Here is a 15,769-nt window from a genome sequence, read left to right as displayed (position 1 = left end):
CTCAGTCGCTCCATTCGTAGAATCCACGGCCCGACTTGCGGCCCAGGCGCCCCTCGGCGACCATCCGCCGCAAGCTCGGGCGGAGCGAACCGCTCCCCCAGCCTGCGCGTGCAGCTCTTCGGCGATGCCCAGCCGCACGTCCAGTCCGACGATGTCGGTGGTGCGCAGCGGGCCGGTCGGATGCCGGTAGCCGAGCTCCATGGCCGCATCGATGTCGGCGGGTTCGGCCACGCCCTCTTCGACCATCCGGATGGCCTCCAGTCCGAGCGCCACGCCCAGCCGGCTGGAGGCGAAGCCGGGCGCGTCCCGCACCACGACCGCGGTCTTGCCGATCTGCCCGACCCAGTCCCGCACGCGCTCGAGGACGGCCGGCCCGGTGGCCGCGCCGGTGACGACCTCGACCAGCCGCGACGACGGCACCGGGTTGAAGAAGTGCATGCCGACGAAGCGCTCGGGCCGGGCCACCCCGGTCGCCAGCGCGTCGATCGAGATCGACGAGGTGTTCGAGGCCAGCACCGCGTCCCCGTCGATCACCGCCTCGGCCCGAGCGAACGCGGCGTTCTTGAGCGCGCGGTCCTCCGGGACCGCCTCGACCACGAGCGCGCAGCCGGCCAGTGCGGCCGCGTCGACGCCGCAAGCCGAGGGATGCCTCGACCTCGGCGGTCGGCCGGTCGAGCACGCCGCGCCGGGCGGAGCCGGCGATCAGCTCCCGGATCCGGGCGGCCGCGGCATCCGCCGTCGGCTCGTCCCGCTCGAGCACGACGACCTCGGCGCCTGCGCACAGGAACGCGTGCGCGATCCCGGCGCCCATCCGGCCGCCGCCGATCACACCCACCCTCGCGGCGATCATCGCGCCCGCCGATCCAGGAACGCCGTCATCCGGCGTCGCTTCTCCGGGCTCTCGAACAGCTCGGCCTGCAGCGCGAGCTCGATCGCCGGGTGCGCGTCGGCGGGGGCACGCAGCGCGGTCTTGGTGTGCCGCACCGCGAGCGGGTCGTTGGCGACGATCCGATCGGCCAGGGCATGCGCGGCCGGGATGAGTTCGTCGGCGGGGTGCACGGCCGTCAGCAGCCCCCACGCCAGGGCCTCGTCGGCGCCCAGGATACGCCCGGTGAACAGCAGCTCGGCGGCCCGCGCCTCGCCCACCAGCTCGGGCAGTCGCCAGGTGGCGCCGGCGCCGGCGATGATGCCCAGCCCGGTCTCGGGGTTGCCGATCTTCGTCGTCGGCGTGCCCAGGCGCAGGTCGGCGGCGTAGGCCAGCTCGGCTCCCCCGCCCAGGGCGTAGCCGTCGACGGCCGCGATCACTGGCATCGGCAGGGCGCGGATGCGGGTGAACACGGCGGTGTTGATGCCCGCGCGCGCATCGGCCGCGCGCCGGTCGCGCAGCTGGGCGATGTCGGCGCCGGAGGCGAACACGCCGCCGGCGCCGGTGATGATCAGGATGCGCGGGGACGCCTCCAGTTCGCCGCACAGCGCGTGCAGCCGGTCGACGAGGTCCTGGTCGATCGCGTTGCGCACCCGCGGGCGGTGCAGCGTCGCGACCACCCGGTCGGCGCACCGCTCGATCCGCAGCGGGGTGTCGTCTTCGTCCACACCGAATACCTTACCGATCGTTCAGGAAATGGACCAGCCGTGCCAGACTGGGGCGGTGAGCGAACCGGCCCGACGCGGACGACCCGGGTACGACCGCGACCAGATCCTGGCGGTCGCCGTGGCCGCGTTCATCGAGCAGGGCTACGACGCGACCAGCGTCGCGCAAGCTGGCCGAGCGGCTGGGCGTGAGCAAGGCCGCGATGTACCACCACTTCGATTCCAAGGAGGAGCTGCTCTCGCTCGCCCTCGAGCAGGCGCTCGGCGGCCTGGAAGCCGTGCTGGCGACCCCCGAGGCCACCAGCGGATCGGCCACCGAGCGACTGGGCGCCGTGCTGCGCGGAGCGGTGCAGGTGCTGGTCGCGCAGCTGCCGGCGGTCACCCTGCCTGCGCGTGCGGGGCAACAGCGACGTCGAGCGGGCCGCGCTCGGGCGCCGGCGGGCGTTCGATCAGCGGGTGACCGCGCTCGTGCGCGCCGCCCAGGAAGAGGGTTCGGTGCGCGCAGACGTCGACGCGTCCGTGGCCACCCGGCTCGTGTTCGGCATGGTCAACTCGCTGGTGGAGTGGTACCGGCCCGGCGGCGGCGAGTCGGCCGATCAGCTGGCCCGGGACGTGCTGGCGGTCGCCCTGGACGGCCTGCGGACGCGGTGAGTCAGTCCGCCGCCGCCGGCGGCGGGAACAGCGCGTCGATCGCGGCCAGGTCCTCGTCATCCGGTGTCCACGCGGCGGGCGCGGCGGCATTGGCGCGCACCTGCTCCGGGGTCGTCGCGCCGGCGATCACGCTGGACAGCGACGGGCGCGCCAGCAGCCAGCCGTACGTCGCCTGCAGCATGGTGATCCCCCGCTGGTCGCAGAAGGCCTGATACGACTCCAGCGCGTCCCACGGGGCATCCGCCCAGACATGGCGCCGCTGCCGCATGATCCGGCTGTCGGCGGGTCCGCCCTCGCGGGTGAACTTGCCGGTGAGCAGGCCGTTCTGCAGCGGGAAGTAGGGGAAGAACCCGAGCCCGTACCGCTCGACGGCGCGGAGCACGTTCCGCTCGGCGTGCCGGTTCAGCAGGCTGTACTCGTTCTGCGACGAGATGTACGGCACCGCGCGCTGCTCGCGCGCGACGAAATGGCCCTCGGCGATCTGCCAGCCGGAGAAGTTCGAGTGCCCGATGTAGCGGACCTTGCCCTCGCGCACCAGATCGGACAGGGCGTCGAGGGTCTCTTCCATCGGCGTCTCGTTGTCGGGTGTGTGCAAGCTGGTAGAGGTCGATCCAGTCCGTCTGCAGCCGGCGCAGGGATGCCTCCACCGCCCGCCGCACATAGCTGCGCGAGCCCTTGGCCCCGGCGACGATCCCGGCCGTCGCGCGGGAGTGGCCGAACTTCGTGGCCAGCACGACCTCGTCCCGGCGTCCGCGCAGCGCCTCGCCCATGAGCGTCTCGCTCAGGCCGGGCTCCCGTCCGTAGATGTCGGCGGTGTCCAGGAACGTGACCCCGGCCTCCAGCGCGGCGTCGATCACCGCCGTCGTGCCCTCCAGACCTTCGGTGCGCGTCCCGGCGCGGCCGAAGTTGTTGCATCCGAGTCCGACCGCGCTGACCAGGAGTCCCGAGGCGCCGACCCGGCGCTGCTGCATGTCCGTCACCCCGTCCACGTTACGGCCTCTGCGTCCCGTCGTGCTTCCGCTTGCCCCGGCGCTCACGCTATGTTGAGGGGCTGTACGTGCAGTTCCGTGCGCTCTCGGGGCGTCGCGGGACCACCCAGGAAGGGGAGAAGAGATGAGTGACGCGAGCACGCCCGTCCCCGCGGGCCCGCTCTCGCCCGAGGCGGACCAGCAGGCCGCGATGTGGGCGCACATCGGCGGCATCGTCGGCTTCCTGCCATCGCTGCTGATCTGGCTGATCCTGAAGGACCGCGGGCCGCGTACCGACGTCGAGGGCAAGGAGGCCCTCAACTGGCAGATCACCGCCACGATCGGCTGGGTGATCCTCTGGATCGTCGGCGGCGTGCTCGGCGCCATCCCGTTCATCGGCTGGCTGATCGCGCTGCTGCTGAGCCTGGTGGCGCTGGCGCTGTGGATCGTGAACGTGATCTGGTCGATCATGGGCGGTCTGAAGGTGAGCGCCGGCGGCGGCTACCGCTACCCGGTCAACTTCCGCTTCATCAAGTAGCGGTCGCGCGGCGCTCAGACGACCAGGTCGAGTTCGCCCGGCATCCCGTCGCGCAGCGTGAGGCCCGCGGCATCCGCCCAGCGGCGCAGCGCGCCCAGCGACTGGATCCGCGGACGCTCGGTGGCCAGGCGCCGCACCAGGGCGCCCTTGGCGTGCTTGTTGAAGTGGTTCAGGGCGCGCGCGGCCCCGTCCGGTCCGTCGGTGACCACGCGCAGGTACGTCGAGGCGACCGTCGACGGCACCGGCCCGAGGGCGACGTAGGCCTCGGAGCGCAGATCCAGGACGAACGACGCGGATGCCGCCGCCAGCGCGGTCGCGACCGGCTCGGCCCAGTGCCGCCGCAGTGGCGGCAGACCGGGCAGCGCCGTGCCGGCGGCGAGCCGGTAGGCCGGGATCGCGTCCAGCGCGCCCACCGGACCGAACGGGGCCGAGTGGATCAGCACGTGCCCGGCCAGCCAGCGCCGGGCCGCGGCATCCATCGTCGACGCCCTCAGCGCGTCGAACAGCACGCCGGTGTACCGGTCGACCGCGGGCAGGGTGGGCCCGGTGCGCAGCGCTGTGTTGTGGGCGAGCTCACCGCGCTGCCGGTCCGAGAGCTTCAGCACCCGGGCGGCCGCCTCCGCGTCGGCCGAGAGCGCCACGAGGGCCGCGGCGACCGCCTCGCGCTCGGGCTTCAGCTGCGGGAAGGCCAGGGTGTCCAGGTTCAGCGGGCGGGAGCGACCCCCGGTGCGCTTGGTCTCCGAGGGCGGCAACAGCACCAGCATCCGCTCGCTCCTGTCCTGGCCGCCACGACCAGCCGCGACTGCACATCAAAACGCCGAGAGCACATCAAACCTGGCCGGGTTTGACGTGCTCTCGGCCACATCGTACGATTTCGCCGAGAAAGGGGTCAGGGCACGAGGGCGGCAGAACCCGCCACGATCGTCACCCGGTCGTTCTCGACCGAGACGAACCCGTCCTTCGCGTCCGCCTCGACCTTGACCCCGTCGGTGCCGGTGATGCGCACACGCCCCTCGGCGAGGATCGCCAGCACCGGCTCGTGACCGGTCATGAAGCCGATCTCGCCTTCGACGGTCTTGGCGATCACCAGCGACGCCTCGCCCGACCAGACCTCGGCCTCGGCGGAGACGAGAGTGACCTGCAGCGGCATGATCAGCCGTTCTCCTTCTGGATCTGCGCCCACTTGGCCTCGACATCGGCGATGCCGCCGACGTTGAAGAACGCCTGCTCGGCGACGTGGTCGTACTCGCCCTTCACGATCGCGTCGAACGACTCGATGGTCTCCTTGATCGGAACCGTGGAGCCCTCGACGCCGGTGAACTTCTTGGCCATGTACGTGTTCTGCGACAGGAACTGCTGGATGCGGCGGGCCCGCGAGACGACGATCTTGTCCTCTTCGGACAGCTCGTCGACACCGAGGATCGCGATGATCTCCTGCAGCTCCTTGTTCTTCTGCAGGATCTGCTTCACGGCGGTCGCAACCCGGTAGTGGTCCTCGCCGATGTAGCGCGGGTCCAGGATCCGGCTGGTCGAGGTGAGCGGGTCGACCGCAGGGTACAGACCCTTCGAGGCGATCTCACGCGACAGCTCGGTGGTGGCGTCCAGGTGGGCGAACGTCGTTGCCGGAGCCGGGTCGGTGTAGTCGTCGGCGGGCACGTAGATCGCCTGCAGCGAGGTGATCGAGTGGCCGCGGGTCGAGGTGATGCGCTCCTGCAGCACCTCATCTCGTCGGCGAGGTTCGGCTGGTAGCCCACCGCGGAGGGCATGCGGCCCAGCAGCGTGGACACCTCGGACCCAGCCTGGGTGAACCGGAAGATGTTGTCGATGAACAGCAGCACGTCCTGCTTCTGCACGTCGCGGAAGTACTCCGCCATCGTCAGCGCGGACAGGGCCACCCGCAGGCGCGTCCCCGGCGGCTCGTCCATCTGGCCGAACACCAGGGCGGTCTTGTCGAAGACCCCCGCCTCTTCCATCTCGGCGATCAGGTCGTTGCCCTCACGGGTGCGCTCGCCGACACCGGCGAACACCGACACACCGCCGTGGTCCTGCGCCACGCGCTGGATCATCTCCTGGATGAGGACGGTCTTGCCCACACCCGCGCCGCCGAACAGGCCGATCTTGCCGCCCTGCACGTACGGGGTGAGCAGGTCGATGACCTTGATGCCGGTCTCGAACATCGTGGTCTTCGACTCGAGCTGGTCGAAGTTCGGCGCCTGGCGGTGGATGCCCCAGCGCTCGGTGACCTCGATGGTCTCGCCGGGCTCGGCGTTGAGGATGTCGCCGGTCACGTTGAACACGCGGCCCTTGGTGACGTCGCCGACCGGGACCGTGATCGGCCCGCCGGTGTTGCGCACCTCCTGCCCGCGGACCATTCCGTCCGTGGGCTTGAGCGAGATGGCGCGGACCAGGTCGTCGCCCAGGTGCTGGGCGACCTCAAGGGTGATCTCGGTCGACTCGGAGCCGATCGTGATCGTGGTCTTCAGCGCGTTGTAGATGTCCGGGATCGAATCGTGCGGGAACTCGATGTCGACCACCGGGCCGGTGACGCGCGCGACACGGCCGACGGCAAGCGTCGCGGTCTCAGTCTCCTGTGCGGTGAGGCTCATGGCTTCTTCTCTTTCGGTGGGTTCTACTTGCCGCTCGCCAGGGCGTCGGCACCGCCGACGATCTCGGCGATCTGCTGCGTGATCTCGGCCTGGCGCGCGTTGTTGCGCAGGCGGGTGTAATCGGTGATGAGCTTGTCGGCGTTGTCGCTGGCCGACTTCATCGCCTTCTGCGTCGCGGCGTGCTTGGCCGCGGACGACTGCAGAAGGGCGTTGAAGACGCGGCTCTGGATGTAGACCGGCAGGAGCGCGTCCAGCACTGTCTCGGCATCCGGCTCGAACTCGTACAGCGGGTACACCGGCGCCTTGGCGCCTTCGTCCTCGTCGGCGGATGCCTCGACCACCTCGAGCGGCAGCAGTCGCACCGTCTCGGGGCTCTGGGTCATCATGCTGACGAACCGGTTGTACACGAGGTGGATCTCGTCGACGCCGCCGTCCTCGCCGCCCCGCTCGAAGGCGTCCAGCAGCGTGGCGGAGATGTCCTCGGCCCAGGTGAACCGCGGCGTGTCGGTGTCGCCCACCCACTCGGCGTCGGCGCTCATCCGGCGGAACTGGAAGTAGCCCACCGCCTTGCGGCCGATCAGGTAGTACACCGGCTCGCGGCCCTCGTCCCGCAGCAGCTGGGCCAGCTCCATCCCCTCGCGCAGGATCTGCGAGTTGAAGGCGCCGGCCAGCCCGCGGTCGGCGGTGAAGATGACGACCGCGGAACGGCGGATCTGCTCGGGCTCGCGGGTGAGCGGGTGGTCGACGTTCGAGTGCGTCGCGACGGCGGACACGGCTCGGGTCACGGCCTGCGCGAAGGGGGATGCCGCGCGTACGCGCGCCATCGCCTTCTGGATGCGCGAAGCCGCGATGAGCTCCATCGCCTTCGTGATCTTCTTGGTCGTCGAAGCAGAAGCGATCTTCTGCTTGTAGACCCGGAGTTGTGCGCCCATGTCTTACGTCTCCCGGGGCCTAGCCCCGACGGCCCTTGACGATCTTCTCCTGGTTGACGTCGCCGGCATCCGCCGCGTCGTGCTCCTCGGATCCCGGGGCGTCGATGGCCGTGCCGTCGCCGCCCTGGAACTCGGGGATGAACGCGTCGGTGACCTTCGTCAGCTCGGCGACCGTGTCGTCATCCAGCACGTTGGTCTCGCGCAAGCCGGTCGAGGATGGTGGTGTTGCGCCGGATGTAGTCCAGCAGCTCGCGCTCGAAGCGCAGCACGTCCTCGACCTCGATCGTGTCGAGCTTGCCGTTGGTGCCGGCCCAGATCGAGACGACCTGCTCCTCCACCGGGTACGGCGAGTACTGCGGCTGCTTGAGCAGCTCGGTCAGTCGCGCACCGCGGGCCAGCTGGCGGCGGGATGCCGCATCCAGGTCGCTCGCGAACATCGCGAACGCCTCCAGCGAGCGGTACTGCGCCAGCTCGAGCTTGAGCGTGCCGGAGACCTTCTTGATCGACTTGACCTGCGCGTCGCCGCCGACGCGGGACACCGAGATGCCCACGTCCACGGCGGGACGCTGGTTCGCGTTGAAGAGGTCGGACTGCAGGAAGATCTGCCCGTCCGTGATCGAGATCACGTTGGTCGGGATGTACGCCGACACGTCGTTGGCCTTCGTCTCGATGATCGGCAGACCGGTCATCGACCCGGCACCCAGGTCGTCGCTGAGCTTCGCGCAGCGCTCGAGCAGGCGGGAGTGCAGGTAGAAGACGTCGCCGGGGTACGCCTCGCGCCCCGGCGGACGACGCGCAGCAGCGACACGGCACGGTAGGCCTCGGCCTGCTTGGACAGGTCGTCGAAGACGATCAGCACGTGCTTGCCCTGGTACATCCAGTGCTGGCCGATGGCCGAGCCGGTGTAGGGGGCGAGGTACTTGAAGCCGGCGGGGTCGGATGCCGGGGCCGCGACGATGGTGGTGTAGTCCATCGCGCCGGCCTCTTCCAGCGCGCCCTTCACCGAGGCGATGGTCGAGCCCTTCTGGCCGATGGCGACGTAGATGCAGCGGACCTGCTTGTCCTCGTCGCCGGACTCCCAGTTCGACTTCTGGTTGATGATCGTGTCGATCGCGATCGCCGTCTTGCCGGTCTGACGGTCGCCGATGATCAGCTGGCGCTGTCCGCGACCCACCGGGATCATCGCGTCGATGGCCTTGATGCCGGTCTGCAGCGGCTCGTGCACGCTCTTGCGCTCGCATCACACCGGGTGCCTGCAGCTCGAGCGCGCGGCGGCCGTCGGTGGCGACCGTGCCGAGCCCGTCGATCGGGTTGCCCAGCGGGTCCACGACGCGGCCGAGGTAGCCGTCGCCGACGGGCACCGACAGCACCTCGCCGGTGCGGGTGACCTGCTGTCCGGCCTCGACGCCGGAGAAGTCGCCGAGCACGACCACGCCGATCTTGCTCTCGTCGAGGTTCAGGGCCAGGCCCTGGGTGCCGTCCGCGAACGTGACCAGCTCGTTGGCCATGACGCCGGGCAGGCCCTCGACATGGGCGATGCCGTCTGCCGCGTCCACGACCGTGCCGACCTCGGTCGCCGCGGCGCCGGTGGGCTCGTAGGCGGCCACGAAGTCCTTCAGCGCGTCACGGATGACGTCGGGGCTGATGGAGAGTTCTGCCATTGTCTTCCTTTTGTTCGAGGGGCCTCGGCCCCGAAGTCGCCGTCCTGGGGACGGGAAGTCTGTGTCAGCCTGCGAGCCGTTGCCGCAGGTCGGCCAGTCGGGACGAGACGCTGGCGTCGATCACGTCGTCGGCGATCTGCACCCGCAGACCTCCGACCAGCGTGGGGTCGACGACGGTGTTCACCGCGATCTCGGTGTCGTACCGCGCCTTGAGCATGGCCGCGATCCGCTCGGTCTGGGCCTGATTCAACGCGACCGCACTGGTCACGGTGGCCACGGTGCGTCCGCGTGCGCCGGCGACGATCTGCTCTGCACGTGCGAGCAGTTCGCGCACCCGTCGCTCCCGCGGCCGCTGGATGACGGACGACGCGATCAGGACCGTCGCGGTGCTGGCCCGCCCGTTCAGCAGCGCCTCGACCAGGCGCCCCTTCTCGGCGGCGTCCCCCAGCCGGCTGCCCAGGGCGAGCTCGAGCTCGGGGTCCGGGCGACGACCCGCGCGAAGTCGAAGAGCTCGCCCTCGACGTCTGCTCCGGCGTCGACCGCCGCGGCCACGCGGATGCCGAGCTCTTCGACGGCGTCCACGAGGTCGTCCGGGGACGACCAGCGCTGACGGGCCACCGTCTGCAGCAGCGATCGCGTCGTCTCACCCAGCGAGGCGAAGACGGTCCCGACGAGGTGGGCGCGGGAGTCGTCGCTCGCGGCCCGATCGGCCAGCGCGCCGCTCAGCTTGCGGCGTGTCGGCCAGGGCGCGTCCCGCGGCGAACAGCTCGCCGGCGACACCGAGGTCGACACCGGACACGGCGTCCAGCGCCGCGTTCGATGCCGCAAGGGCCTGAGTGGTCGCGCTGCCCATTATCGAGCTGCCGTTCCGGATGCCTCGAGGTCGGCCAGGAAGCGATCCACGACCGCCTGCGCCTTGGCGTCGTCGGAGAGGGTCTCCCCGATCACGCCGCCGGCCAGGTCGAGCGCAAGCGAACCGACCTCACCGCGCAGCGACACCAGAGCGGACTGCCGCTCGGCCTCGATCTGCGCGTGCGCGGCCGCGGTCACGCGGCCCGCCTCGGTGGTGGCGGCATCCTTCGCTTCGGCGACGATCTTCTTGGCGTCCTCGCGCGCGGATTCCCGGATCTCGCCGGCCTCCTTGCGCGCCTCGGCGAGCTGGGCCGTGTACTGCTCCAGCGCGGCCTCGGCCTGGCGCTGGGCCTCGTCGGCCTTCTCGATGTTGCCTTCGATCGCGGCGGCGCGCTGGTCGAGCATGTCCTGCATGCGCGGCAGCACGAACTTCCAGAACACGAGGAGGATTGCGACGAAGCACACCGCACCCCAGACGAGGTCGTAGACCTCGGGCAGCAGCGGGTTCGGGGCTTCCTCTTCCGCGGCCATAGTGACAAGAGCCGGAAGCATCCTGTCTCCTTACGTGAAGAGGGGGCTTAGAAGCCGAAGATGAAGCCGGTGGCGATACCGATGAACGCGAGCGCCTCGGTGAACGCGATGCCGATCCACATGAGGACCTGCAGACGGCCGGCCAGCTCGGGCTGACGGGCGACGCCCTCGATCGTCTTGCCGACGACCAGACCGATGCCGATGGCCGGGCCGATCGCTGCCAGACCGTATCCGACGGTCGCGATCGAACCGCTCATTGCGGCCAGAACCGTAGTAGCTTCCACGGGTTTTTCCTTTCGTTGGGAGGGACGGCGTGTGCCGGCCCGCTCAGTGCTCGTCCGCGATCGCGAGCTGAATGTAGACCGCGGTGAGGATTGCGAAGATGTACGCCTGGAGGACGGCCACCAGGATCTCGAACAGGGTGAAGGCGAAGCCGAAGGCGAGCGTGCCGGCGCCCAGCAGGCTCCACCAGCTGCCGGCGGTGAAGAAGAAGAACCACGTCGCCGAGAAGAACAGCACCAGCATCAGGTGGCCGACGATCATGTTCATCAGCAGACGCAGGGTGAGGGTGACCGGGCGGATGATGAACGTCGAGAGGAACTCGAGGATCGCCACGAACCACTGCAGGAAGATCGGGATGCCGGAGGGGAACAGCGAGTTGCGCACGAACCCCTTGGGGCTCTTCTTCACGCCGGCGTAGATGAACGTCGCATACGAGATGAGGGCCAGGCGAGCGGCACGGCGATGATGCTGGTGCCGGCGATGTTCAGGAACGGGATGATGCCTGTCAGGTTCATGAACAGCACCATGAAGAAGATGGTGGTCAGGATCGGCAGGAAGCGGTTGCCGTCTTTGCGGCCGAGGAGGTCGTGCGCGATGCCGTTGCGGACGAAGTCCAGCCCGAACTCGACCACGCTCTGGAAGCGGCCCGGGACGAGCTTCATGCGCCGGGTGCCGAGTACGAAGATGACGATGATCGCGAGCGTCGCGAGGATCTGGATGAGGTTGATGCGCGACAGCGCGAACGGCGTGCCCTCGAACAGCACGACCGGCGGGAAGAACTCGGTGATCGACGGCGGATGGAATCCGCCGTCAGAATCCGCGGCTTTCGCAATCAGGGTCGCAGCTTGAGTAAACAGCGCTGGCTCCAACTTCGGGGCACCGGTCGAAACCGTTGCGACGATGGTCGATGAGGCGCACCCGCAGTTCAGCTCTGACGTCAGACGCGAGCGGGCGGGTACTCGTCCACCCTATCAAACACCCGAGGGGGAACGTCCCGTTCATCGGATTCCGCGCGCGGTTCCGGGTCGTCCGGCACCTCGGTCGGCAGGTCCACCGACACGGCGGGGATCCGCATCCGGGTGAGGACGACGACGTCGATCACCAGGGACGCGACCACGCCCGCCACGATCGCGACGAAGAAGACGGTGGGCGCGATCCACGGCTGACCGCGAGCACGATCAGGGCGACGATGAACACCACGAACTTCAGCAGCCATCCGCCCAGCACGATGCCGAAGAAGATCGGCGTGTAGAGCGGGTCGCCGAACCAGCGGTTCGCGATGAGGATGCTGGCGCCGGTGATCCCCAGGAACAGGGCGGCCAGGATGATGCCGGCCAGCGCGCTGAACAGCCCGGGCGCGCCGGCCACGATGAAGCCGATCACGGCGCCGATCACCGCGAGGACGGCCGTGACCACGGCCGACCAGATCAGGACGGCGCGCAGGACGGGGGTGCTGGTGACCGGGCTGCCGGAGGCTCCCGGTGCGGGGTTGGTCATCGATGCTCCTGGGGGACGGGGGTGTGCGCTCGGGTCGGCGCAGTCGGATCGGGGGATGCCGGGGGCGGCGGAGAGTCGGGGGATGTCGGGGAGGTGCGCCGGCGGTGGTTCGGGATGAACGTGACGACCAGGCAGGCGGCCGCGCCGAGGACGCCGAACGCGACGCCGCCCCAGTACTGCCCGGGCCACCCGTGGCTGACGCCGATGTACATGAGCAGCATCGACAGCCCGATGATCGCCGTCCACGCGTAGAAGATCAGCACGGCGGTCTGGCTGGAATGGCCCATGTCCAGCATCCGGTGATGCAGGTGCTTGCGGTCCGGGGAGAACGGCGACTTGCCCGCGCGCATCCGCCGGATCACGGCCGATCCGAAGTCCAGCAGCGGCAGGATCACCACCGCGACCGGCAGCAGGATGGGGATGAACGCGCCCAGCAAGCTGCGAACGCCCGAACTCGTCCGGGTCGAGGGTCGCCGGGTCGAACTGACCGGTGATCGCGATCGCGCCGGTGGCCATCAGCAGCCCGAGCACGAGGGCCCCGGAATCGCCCATGAACAGCTTCGCGGGATGCCAGTTCATCGGCAGGAAGCCCAGGCACATGCCGACCAGCATCGCCGCGATGAACGAGGCGAGGTTGAAGTAGCTCGAGGCGCCCGAGTCGCGCACGATGAAGTAGGAGTAGACGAAGAAGATGGCGTTGGCGATCAGGCAGACGCCGGCCACCAGTCCGTCCAGACCGTCGATGAAGTTGACCGCGTTCATCACGATCACGATCGCGAACACCGTGAGCGTGAAGCTCACCGTCGCCGAGGGCACCGTCATCCCGCCGATCGGCAGCGAGTAGATCTGCAAGCTGTCCGAACCACGCGATGATCCCGGCGGCGAAGAACTGGGCGGCCAGCTTGATCATCCAGTCCAGGTCCCACAGGTCGTCGGCGACCCCGACCAGCACGGTCAGGGCCATGGCGGCCAGGATCGCCCACACCTGTCGCGGGTTCGACCAGAAGATCTGGAAGTAGGGGGTGAACGCCGAGACGGCGAACGCGGCCACCGCCCCGAGGAACATCGCGATGCCGCCGAGCCGAGGGGTGGGGGTCTGGTGCACGTCCCGGGCGCGGATGGCCGGGTAGAGCTTGTATCGGAGGCCGATCCGCCACACCGCCCACGAGAAGATCAGCGTCAGGGTGGCGGTGAACAGGATGGTGAAGATGTACTGCTTCACCCGTCGCCACCGGCTTGCGGCATCCGTCCCGGACGCCTCGGAGCGCGCGGGCGGGGTCTCGCCCTCGGGATCGGGTTCGAGCAGCTCGCCCAGCACGTCGCGCAAGCCGTTCGCGGCTTATGGCGCCGACCCGCAGCACGCGCACGATGGGCTCGGCGCCGCCGACCAGGCTGGTCGCATCGACGATCGTGGACGACACCCCGGTCTCGCTGAGTCCGGCGTCGAGGTAGACGGCCACGCTGTCGCCGAGCATCGCCTCGGCATCGACGGCGGCGATCGCGGCCGGGCGGCCGGTGAGGTTCGCGCTGGACACGGCCAGCGGCCCCGTCTCTTCCAGCAGCTCGATGGCCAGGGGCTGGGCGGGCATCCGCACCGCGACCGTGCCGTGCGTGTCGCCGAGGTCCCATGACAGCGAGGGCTGGGCGGGCAGCACGATGGTCAGTCCCCCGGGCCAGAACGCCTCGATGAGCCGGTCGACCGGCTCGGGGATCTCCGAGACCAGGGCCTGCATCATCGGCCGGCCGGCCACCAGCACCGGCGGCGGCGACTGGCGTCCGCGCCCCTTGGCCGCCAGCAGGCGGGTCACGGCATCCGGTGAGAACGCGTCGCCGGCGACGCCGTAGACGGTGTCGGTGGGCATGACGACGAGCTCTCCGCGGCCGATCGCCTGGCGTGCCTGACGCATGCCGGTGGGCAGGCTGCGCCGGATCGTCGCAGTCGTACAGGGGGCTCATGACCCGTCCAGTGTAGCGACGCGCGGCTGGGGGATGACGCCGGTCAGGGGCGGACCGCGGCGGATGCGCCGGTCAGGGGCGGATCGCGGTGGTCGCCCGGTCGCGCAGGGTCAGATCGGGATGCGTGGCCGCCGCCCGCCACCCGTCGCCGGTGAGCACGTCCCGGATGGGCGCCCCCTGCCACTCGCCGTGTTCGATCACGATCACCCCTCCGGGGCGGGCCAGGCGCAGGCCGACCCGGCTGAGGACGCGCACCACGTCCAGCCCGTCCGCTCCCCCGTACAGGGCCTGCGGCGGATCGAACAGGCGCACCTCCGGGTCGCGCGGGATCGCGTCATCCGGGACATACGGCGGATTGGATGCCACGACGTCGACGGTCCCGTCCAGCTCGGGCAGCGCATCAGCCAGGTCGCCGAGGACCAGATGGGCGTTCGCGCCACCGTACCGGGCGGCGTTGCGCTGCGTCCACGCGTACGCCTCGGGTGACCGCTCGACCGCCCACACCTCGGCGTTCGGCACCTCGGTGGCCATCGCCAGGGCGATCGCACCGCTGCCGGTGCCCAGATCGACCGCGCGCGGTCGCGGCATGGGGACGGCGGCGAGAGCGTCGATCGCCAGCTGCGCGACCACCTCGGTCTCGGGGCGGGGGACGAACACCCCCGGCCCGACGGCCAGCTCGAGGTGGCGGAACGGCGCGGTGCCGGTCAGATGCTCCAGCGGCTCACGCCGGGCGCGGCGAGCCACCAGTGCGGCGAGCGCGGCCCCGTCCTCGGCCGGCAGCGGATCGCCGCGCAGCGCGGCGGCCTGCACGGCGCCGCGGCCGACCCCCAGGACGTGGCCGGCGAGCAGCTCGACATCGACCATCGGATCGGGCACTCCCGCCGCATCCAGGGTCCGCGCGCCGTCGCGGAGCGCGGCGGCCAGGCGGGGCGAGGTCGTGTCGGCGGCGTCCATGGGCGGCCTCCAGCCTATCCGCGGCCGTCACCGCCGCCCCCGGCATCCGCTCGCGCTGTCGAAATCCGCATCCGCTGCCCGAAGAAAGGACCGCGCACTCCGAAAACGGCAGCGCGACGCAGAGGCGTGGCCGGGAACGACAGCCGGCGCGGAACCGGCGGCGCCGGGCGAGCCAGTAGGCTGGGACGCTTGCGCCCTCGTAGCTCAGTGGATAGAGCGGCGGACTCCTAAGCCGCGCGTCGGAGGTTCGATTCCTCTCGGGGGCACCATCAGCTGTGCGGCTCCGTGCCGAAGTCGAGGATGCCGGCGTCTCCGGCCCGCGCGGTCACCTCCCGCGGGCACGAGTGCCTGTGCCGTATGTGAATCCGCTCAGAATGTCGGCACGGGGTTGCGCCTCGCCCGGATTCTCGGAATCGTGGCCGACTCCAAGCCCTCGGGCATCCCCACGGAAGGACAGGACATGCTCACACTCACCGAGAACGCCGCCACCGCGGTGAAGTCGATCGTCTCGAACGACGCCGAGGTCGACACGGCCGGCCTGCGGATCCACACCGCCGACGACCCTGCGCAGGGGTTCGCACTCAACGTCGCCCCGGCACCGGAGTCCGAGGACGCCGTGGTCGAAGAGGCCGGGGCCCGCGTGTTCCTGGATGCCGGGGCCACGGTGGCGCTGGACGACCAGGTGCTCGACGCCCAGGTCGGCGACGACGGGGCCGTGCGCTTCGGCCTCGCGATGCAGAGCTGACGCCGT

At 70.3% G+C, this 15,769-nt stretch carries 13 protein-coding genes, 1 tRNA gene and 8 pseudogenes; 4 read left to right on the top strand and 18 right to left on the bottom strand.

The genetic code is table 11. The annotated features are described in order from the left end of the window. Window position 1 precedes the first annotated feature (1 nt). Together L2X98_RS22495 and L2X98_RS16115 are read right to left on the bottom strand one after the other, a co-directional pair. Window positions 2-850, bottom strand: a pseudogene (locus L2X98_RS22495) (3-hydroxyacyl-CoA dehydrogenase family protein). After that, window positions 847-1,593, bottom strand: a complete 747-nt coding sequence (locus tag L2X98_RS16115) for an enoyl-CoA hydratase/isomerase family protein (RefSeq protein WP_259611579.1) — start codon at window positions 1,591-1,593, stop codon at window positions 847-849. The pseudogene L2X98_RS22495 and the gene L2X98_RS16115 overlap by 4 nt, the downstream one beginning before the upstream one ends. Before the next feature lie 28 nt (window positions 1,594-1,621). On the opposite strand from L2X98_RS16115, the pseudogene L2X98_RS21780 reads away from it, so the two are divergent. Continuing rightward, window positions 1,622-2,241 (top strand): annotated as a pseudogene (locus tag L2X98_RS21780) (TetR/AcrR family transcriptional regulator). 1 nt (window position 2,242) lies between these two features. On the opposite strand, the pseudogene L2X98_RS16100 reads toward L2X98_RS21780, so the two are convergent. Then, window positions 2,243-3,212: pseudogene (locus L2X98_RS16100) on the bottom strand (aldo/keto reductase). A 142-nt stretch (window positions 3,213-3,354) separates the two neighbouring features. Between L2X98_RS16100 and L2X98_RS16095 the strand changes: the two are divergent. Beyond that, window positions 3,355-3,747, top strand: coding sequence for a DUF4870 domain-containing protein (locus L2X98_RS16095; RefSeq protein ID WP_259611576.1), 393 nt, complete (start codon window positions 3,355-3,357; stop codon window positions 3,745-3,747). Window positions 3,748-3,761: 14 nt separating this feature from the next. Here L2X98_RS16095 and L2X98_RS16090 read toward each other — a convergent pair whose 3' ends face one another. From L2X98_RS16090 to prmC, 15 genes and pseudogenes are all read right to left on the bottom strand, one after another. Continuing rightward, entirely contained in the window at window positions 3,762-4,511 is a 750-nt protein-coding gene (locus L2X98_RS16090) for a YaaA family protein (protein WP_259611575.1), read from the bottom strand. 125 nt (window positions 4,512-4,636) lie between these two features. Beyond that, window positions 4,637-4,897: a F0F1 ATP synthase subunit epsilon gene (locus L2X98_RS16085; RefSeq protein ID WP_259611574.1), complete on the bottom strand. Its 261-nt coding sequence runs from the start codon at window positions 4,895-4,897 to the stop codon at window positions 4,637-4,639. A gap of 2 nt (window positions 4,898-4,899) precedes the next feature. After that, a pseudogene (gene atpD / locus L2X98_RS16080) lies at window positions 4,900-6,353 on the bottom strand (F0F1 ATP synthase subunit beta). 23 nt (window positions 6,354-6,376) lie between these two features. Continuing rightward, window positions 6,377-7,285, bottom strand: coding sequence for a F0F1 ATP synthase subunit gamma (locus L2X98_RS16075; protein ID WP_259611573.1), 909 nt, complete (start codon window positions 7,283-7,285; stop codon window positions 6,377-6,379). 19 nt (window positions 7,286-7,304) lie between these two features. Beyond that, window positions 7,305-8,946 (bottom strand): annotated as a pseudogene (atpA, locus tag L2X98_RS16070) (F0F1 ATP synthase subunit alpha). 64 nt (window positions 8,947-9,010) lie between these two features. After that, window positions 9,011-9,367 (bottom strand): ATP synthase F1 subunit delta, encoded by a 357-nt coding sequence (atpH, locus tag L2X98_RS16065; RefSeq protein ID WP_259613360.1) that lies wholly within the window; start codon window positions 9,365-9,367, stop codon window positions 9,011-9,013. Continuing rightward, a complete protein-coding gene (locus tag L2X98_RS16060) occupies window positions 9,349-9,738 on the bottom strand; it encodes a F0F1 ATP synthase subunit delta (RefSeq protein WP_259611572.1) in 390 nt (129 codons plus the stop codon). Before L2X98_RS16060 ends, atpH begins: the two co-directional genes overlap by 19 nt. A 60-nt stretch (window positions 9,739-9,798) precedes the next feature. Continuing rightward, window positions 9,799-10,350 carry a F0F1 ATP synthase subunit B gene (locus L2X98_RS16055; protein WP_259611571.1) on the bottom strand — a complete coding sequence of 184 codons (552 nt, stop codon included), beginning with the start codon at window positions 10,348-10,350 and terminating at the stop codon, window positions 9,799-9,801. A 26-nt stretch (window positions 10,351-10,376) separates the two neighbouring features. After that, window positions 10,377-10,613, bottom strand: a complete 237-nt coding sequence (gene atpE / locus L2X98_RS16050; protein WP_274637475.1) for an ATP synthase F0 subunit C — start codon at window positions 10,611-10,613, stop codon at window positions 10,377-10,379. Window positions 10,614-10,656: 43 nt separating this feature from the next. Continuing rightward, window positions 10,657-11,468: pseudogene (gene atpB, locus L2X98_RS16045) on the bottom strand (F0F1 ATP synthase subunit A). 80 nt (window positions 11,469-11,548) lie between these two features. After that, window positions 11,549-11,728 (bottom strand): hypothetical protein, encoded by a 180-nt coding sequence (locus L2X98_RS22490; protein WP_435526215.1) that lies wholly within the window; start codon window positions 11,726-11,728, stop codon window positions 11,549-11,551. After that, window positions 11,710-12,108 carry a Cg1360 family ATP-synthase-associated protein gene (locus tag L2X98_RS22485; protein WP_435526214.1) on the bottom strand — a complete coding sequence of 133 codons (399 nt, stop codon included), beginning with the start codon at window positions 12,106-12,108 and terminating at the stop codon, window positions 11,710-11,712. Before L2X98_RS22485 ends, L2X98_RS22490 begins: the two co-directional genes overlap by 19 nt. Then, window positions 12,105-13,330 (bottom strand): annotated as a pseudogene (locus tag L2X98_RS16035) (MraY family glycosyltransferase). Before L2X98_RS16035 ends, L2X98_RS22485 begins: the two are co-directional and overlap by 4 nt. 42 nt (window positions 13,331-13,372) lie before the next feature. Next, a pseudogene (locus L2X98_RS16030) lies at window positions 13,373-14,064 on the bottom strand (L-threonylcarbamoyladenylate synthase); the annotation flags it as partial. A gap of 72 nt (window positions 14,065-14,136) precedes the next feature. Next, window positions 14,137-15,018: a peptide chain release factor N(5)-glutamine methyltransferase gene (prmC, locus tag L2X98_RS16025; RefSeq protein WP_259611569.1), complete on the bottom strand. Its 882-nt coding sequence runs from the start codon at window positions 15,016-15,018 to the stop codon at window positions 14,137-14,139. A gap of 193 nt (window positions 15,019-15,211) precedes the next feature. On the opposite strand from prmC, the gene L2X98_RS16020 reads away from it, so the two are divergent. Further along, window positions 15,212-15,287 (top strand) — tRNA-Arg (locus tag L2X98_RS16020). A 191-nt stretch (window positions 15,288-15,478) separates the two neighbouring features. After that, complete coding sequence (locus L2X98_RS16015; protein ID WP_259611568.1) at window positions 15,479-15,763, top strand: Fe-S cluster assembly protein HesB; 285 nt, start codon at window positions 15,479-15,481, stop codon at window positions 15,761-15,763. Window positions 15,764-15,769: the final 6 nt, after the last annotated feature.

The sequence above is a fragment of the Microbacterium elymi genome, assembly GCF_021582895.2.
Classification (GTDB): Bacteria; Actinomycetota; Actinomycetes; order Actinomycetales; family Microbacteriaceae; genus Microbacterium; species Microbacterium humicola.
The sequence above is the reverse complement of the archived record's forward strand: the minus strand, read 5'-3'. Positions and strand labels throughout refer to the sequence as shown.